Annotated in this window: 2 protein-coding genes; one reads left to right on the forward strand and one right to left on the reverse strand. The window is 75.1% G+C overall.

Annotated elements, in window-relative coordinates:
- Positions 1-92: 92 nt before the first annotated feature.
- A complete protein-coding gene (locus ACFV6I_RS39100) occupies positions 93-638 on the reverse strand; it encodes a M48 family metallopeptidase (protein WP_244293373.1) in 546 nt (181 codons plus the stop codon).
- A gap of 435 nt (positions 639-1,073) precedes the next feature.
- On the opposite strand from ACFV6I_RS39100, the gene ACFV6I_RS39105 reads away from it, so the two are divergent.
- Positions 1,074-2,162, forward strand: a complete 1,089-nt coding sequence (locus ACFV6I_RS39105; protein WP_380342849.1) for a ThiF family adenylyltransferase — start codon at positions 1,074-1,076, stop codon at positions 2,160-2,162.
- Positions 2,163-2,392 lie beyond the last annotated feature (230 nt).

Raw genomic sequence — 2,392 nt, forward strand, 5'->3', positions numbered from 1 at the left:
GGCCGATACGGCCCGCGCCCCCTCTTTTCGTTCCCCGCGTCGTTCTCCTCGCCGCCCTCTTCACCGCCGCCTCCCGGCCGGGCGTCAAGCCGTCAGCCGCAGGAACAGGCCGGATCGGCATCCCGGTCGGCGTGCCGGGCGCCGGGGATGTGCGGCAGCCGGGCCGCCGAGACCACGCCCTCCAGGTAGCCGCGGGCCCGCTCGGTCCGGGGGTAGGCCTCCAGCAGGGCCCAGAACGCCGGGCCGTGGTCCGGCACCAGCAGGTGGGCGAGCTCGTGCAGCAGCACGTAGTCGAGGACGTACTCCGGCATGCCCTGCAGACGGTGGGAGAGGCGGATCGTCCCCTCGCTGGGGGTGCACGAGCCCCAGCGCGAGTTCTGGTTGGTGACCCAGCGGACCTGGGCGGGCCGGGCACGATCGCCCAGGTAGGCGGCCGACAGCCCGCGGGCCCGGTCCATCAGCGCGTCGTCGCCGAGGATCCGGCGGCTCTCCTGGGCGGCGAGCTTCTCCAGCATCTGCGCGACCCAGCGCTGCTCCTCGGCGTGCGACATCCGGGCCGGGATCAGCACGATCGTGCGGTCGCCCTCGCGGTAGGCCGAGACGGTGCGACTGCGGCGGGCGCTGCGGCGCACTTCCACCCGGCCGCGGTCGTGCGGCTCCGGTGGCGCGGCGGCGGGTGGGTGCTGCGGCGACGCGGGCCTCGCCTGCTGATCCTGGTCCCGACGCCCACGCGTGCCGGGCGCCGCCACTTGCGACCCGGACGCTGCACGGGCACGCCGACGCGACGCCGGTGGATGGGAGTCCCGCTCGGCTGCCATGGCACACGACGTTACCCGGTACCACGGACAGAAGTCCGGTGCCGTGGCCGAAATCTTTCGTGGAGTGATCGGGAACGAAAAGTCGACGGCGGGTGTCCGGAAACTGGCGCCGGAGCGGATGGGCAGTTATCCACAGGGTCTGCGAACAGATGATGTGATCATGAGCCCGAGCCTGTGGATAACTTTGCGCACGGCGTCGGCGCGATGGGGCATGCTGCGGTCAGCCGTCCGGAAACGATCGGAAGGGAGATCGCCGTGCGCCTCGTACTGAAGCCCGCCCTGTCCCGCAGCTGGCGGGACTCCGACACCCTGCAGTTCGGGACCATCACCCGCTACGCCGGGGTGCTCGGCCAGGCCGACAAGACCCTCTGCGACTTCCTCGGCCTGGTCGACGGGACCAGGGAGCGCCCCGAACTGCTGGAGGCCGGCGAGCAGCTCGGCCTGGGCCGGGAGCCCGCCGACGCACTGCTGACCGACCTGGAGGAGACCGGGTTACTGGACGACGCGGAGGCGACCGGCACCGCGCTGGCCCGCTTCCCCCAGCCCCACCGGGACCTGCTCGGGCCGGACCTCGCCTCACTGTCCCTGGTCCACTCCGGCCCCGGCGCCGCACCGGCGGTCCTGGCCCGGCGGGCCGGCGCCCGGATCGAGGTCCGCGGCGCGGGCCGGGTGGGCGCCGCCGTGGCGGCCGTGCTCTCGGCCGGCGGGGCGGGCACGGTCACCGTGGTGGACGGCGGCCGGGTGCGCCCCGGGGACTGCTCTCCGGCAGGACTGCCGCCGGGGGACGTCGGGCGGCTGCGGTTGACGGCCGCCCGGGAGGCCGTGCAACGGGCGTCGGGCCGACCACTGGTGCCCGTGCCCCGGCGAAAGCCCGACGGGCCGCCGCCCGACCTCGTGGTGCTCGCGCCCCGGGACGGGAGCGGGGCGTTCGCCGGCGGGACGTACGAGGCCCGGCTGCTGCTCCGGGCCGGGGTGCCGCACCTGTACGTCGGAGTGGTCGAGGAGTTCGGGGTGGTCGGGCCCCTGGTGCTGCCAGGGGTGTCGGCCTGCGGACACTGCCTGGTCCTGCGCCGGGAGGACGAGGACGCCGCTTGGCCCCGGATCCTGGCCCAGCTGGCGGACGGCGGGCCCGGCCGGGCGCGCACCCCGGCCTGCGACACGGCCCTGGCCACGATGGTGGCCGGCCTGGCGGCACTGCACGTCCAGATCCACCTGGACGGCGGGCGGCCGCCGAGCGTGGACGGGTGGTGCGAGGTATCGGCCGGCGAAGGGATGCCACGACGTCTGCGACTGCGCGGACATCCGGACTGCGGGTGCCTCTGGCAGCCGCAGCCACCGAGGTAAGGAAGAGAGGAACCCGCCGGGCGCAGGCCCGGCCGAGGAGAGGAACCTGCCGGGCGCAGGCCCGGCGGCTGCGAGGCTCGGCAGCCGCCCGGCCCCACGCCACGGCGGCCCGGGCCGGCGCCCGGCCAGGTGAGCCCATGGCCAGGTGAGCCCATGGCCAGGTGAGCCCATGGCCAGGTGAGCCCCTGGGGCGGATAGACCTAGGGGGCGTCCGCCGATCTAGGGTGAGG

It is taken from the genome of Kitasatospora sp. NPDC059803 (genome assembly GCF_042732255.1).
Lineage (GTDB): Bacteria > Actinomycetota > Actinomycetes > Streptomycetales > Streptomycetaceae > Kitasatospora.